We start from the raw sequence: 2523 nt of genomic DNA on the forward strand, positions 1-2523 counted from the left end.
CTATCGGATCAATTTGCGATCTCTACGACCCATTCGAATGCGGAAACTACTTCAAGGCGGCCGGTTATGACGCAAGTTAAAACCGAAACGCTGTAGGGCACCTGCGCACCTTCTGGAGGGCAGTTGGCCCACCGAAGCGATGCTGGCGCATATCGCCGTGGCCAAACATTCCGAACATATGCCGCTCAACCGGCAGGCGCGGGTCATGGCCCGTCACGGTTTCCCGGTCGACCGGTCCGTTCTTGCCGACTGGATGGGCCGGGTGGGCGCACATATCGCGCCGGCCGTCGACCGGATGGCCGTCTTGCTAAAATCCAGGACTTCCCGGCTTTACGTGGACGAAACCACCGCCCCGGTGCTGGACCCGGGCCGCGGGAAGACCAAGACCGGCTATCTCTGGGCGGTCTTGCGGGATGATCGGGGCTGGGGCGGACCATTGCCGCCGGGGGTCGTGTTCCATTACCGACCGGGGCGAAGTGGCGAGCATGCTGAGGTGATCCTGTCGTGGTTTGAGGGCACCATCCAGGTTGATGCCTATGGCGGCTATCAGGCTTCGACTTTGCCGCCAGCGAGATCAATGAGGCTACCCTGCGCCAGTTGCACAAAGGCGAGTTCATGGATGGGGCGCAAAACATCGTGCTGATCGGAGGCCCAGGAACGGGTAAAACCCATGCCGCAACAGCCCTTGGCGTGCAGGCCGTCGAACATCACCGCCGAAAGGTGCGCTTCTTCTCGACCATCGAATTGGTCAACGCCCTCGAGTTGGAAAAGGCAAAAGGCAAAGCAGGGCAACTTGCCGAAGGCCTAACCAAGCTCAACCTCGTGATCCTTGACGAGTTGGGCTATTTGCCGTTCAGCGCTTCGGGCGGCGCATTACTCTTCCATCTGCTGAGCAAACTCTACGAACGCACCAGCGTCATCATAACAACAAACCTCAGCTTCAGCGAATGGGCCACGGTCTTCGGTGACGCCAAAATGACCACCGCACTGCTCGACCGCCTGACCCACCGCTGCCACATCTTGGAGATCGGAAACGACAGCTTCCGCTTCAAGGCCAGCTCAGCCGCCGCAGCCCGCAAAAAGAAGGAGGCAACTAATGTCTTGACGCCAGCATGAGCCAAGAAACATAACCTAAAGGTGGCTCACTTCTCGATGGAAAACCCGGCTCACTTTTGCGTGGAAATTAACATCGCTGAGGTATCAGTGCGTCTACTTGCACACCCGGGGAAACCGGATCACAAGCACGGGCCGGTGTCGGGCGCTGGATCACCTTCTACAACCACCAACGGCCCCACGCCGCCCATGGAGGGCAACCGCCCGCCGTGGTCTACTTCAACGTAACCCAAACCGATCAGCAGGTGCCGGCAGTCGCTTAAATCACGCGGAAAACTATCCAAGAATTGGGGAGTAGGTCAGTCTATGACACGGTATATAAAATCACGTAAATCTGAATGGCATATCTCAGAATCAAATGTAGGTTGGAATAATATTTGGCACAGGTCCCTCAACACGCGCGTGTCGCGCCGCCTCGGCTCGCGGCTTGGCTCTTGCTTTTGCTTCTGAGCTGCATAGGCGGAACGACATTTCTATGGATAGAGGTGGCACTTTCGGACTTTGGTCCGCTCTGGCTGGTGGCCTATCGTATATCGATTGCCGCAGTGGTGATGGTGGTGATCTGGCAGATTCGCGGCGGGAAGCTGTTTGTCCAGGCGGTGAGCTGCGCAGCCATAGTCACCCTCGTCAGCATCTGCTTCCTGACAACCATATTGCCGTTCTTGCTTATTAGCTGGGGCCAGCAATATGTGACATCCGGCTTCGCGGGTATCGCGTTGGCATCGAGTGCACTGATCGTGTCGCCGCTTGCACATCTTCTGGTTCCCGGCGAACGGATGAGCATCCGCAGTACAGTCGGCCTCACCTTCGGGTTCCTAGGCGTCGTTTTCCTCATCAGTCCGGCTTGGCAGACAGGAACCTACGGGCCACATTTTGTGCTCGGCGAACTCGCCTGCATCCTCGCCGCTGGCTGCTACGCGCTCAGCTCAGTCCTCATAAGCCGGTTGCCGCCAGTGGATCCAGTAGGACTCACAGCGATCACGCTGACCATAGCGGGAATAGTTGTGTTCCTGGCTGCCCTGATCTTCGCTGAACCTATGACGCGACCGAGCATTGCCGCCATGTCAGCTTTGGGTTTACTCGCACTAGCCTCCACGGCGGGGTCCAACCTACTCGTCATCAGTCTTATCCGGCAGGTAGGCCCAAACTTCTTGGCTATCTCAAGTTTCATCGCGCCACTCATCGCAGTTGCGACCGGCGCGCTCGTTCTCGGCGAAACTGTTGCTCTCAGTGATATCTTAGGATTTTTACTAATCCTGAGCGGTATGGCGCTGGGAAAGTATGGATTTCGCCATCGGGATAGAGCGTAAGCGATGGTAATCCCCCCTATTTTTAGTGGGGTGCGATCGTAGAATTCACGCGGCCATTTTCAGTTTCATTGCGGGTGTTATGCCGCCGATGCCCATGTTG

The 2523-nt window shown here is 57.2% G+C and carries 1 protein-coding gene and 3 pseudogenes; all 4 read left to right on the plus strand.

The features are described from left to right. Positions 1–88: 88 nt before the first annotated feature. Positions 89–547, plus strand: a pseudogene (locus tag BMY36_RS18960) (IS66 family transposase); the annotation flags it as partial. Then, positions 544–1116: pseudogene (gene istB / locus BMY36_RS18965) on the plus strand (IS21-like element helper ATPase IstB); the annotation flags it as partial. The pseudogenes BMY36_RS18960 and istB, both read left to right, overlap by 4 nt. Before the next feature lie 79 nt (positions 1117–1195). Further along, positions 1196–1376 (plus strand): annotated as a pseudogene (locus tag BMY36_RS21005) (integrase core domain-containing protein); the annotation flags it as partial. Positions 1377–1553: 177 nt separating this feature from the next. After that, positions 1554–2423, plus strand: a complete 870-nt coding sequence (locus BMY36_RS18975) for a DMT family transporter (RefSeq protein WP_462498444.1) — start codon at positions 1554–1556, stop codon at positions 2421–2423. The last annotated feature ends 100 nt before the right edge of the window (positions 2424–2523 follow it).

The organism is Pseudorhodobacter antarcticus (assembly GCF_900110135.1).
In the GTDB taxonomy this organism is placed as follows: Bacteria; Pseudomonadota; Alphaproteobacteria; order Rhodobacterales; family Rhodobacteraceae; genus Pseudorhodobacter; species Pseudorhodobacter antarcticus.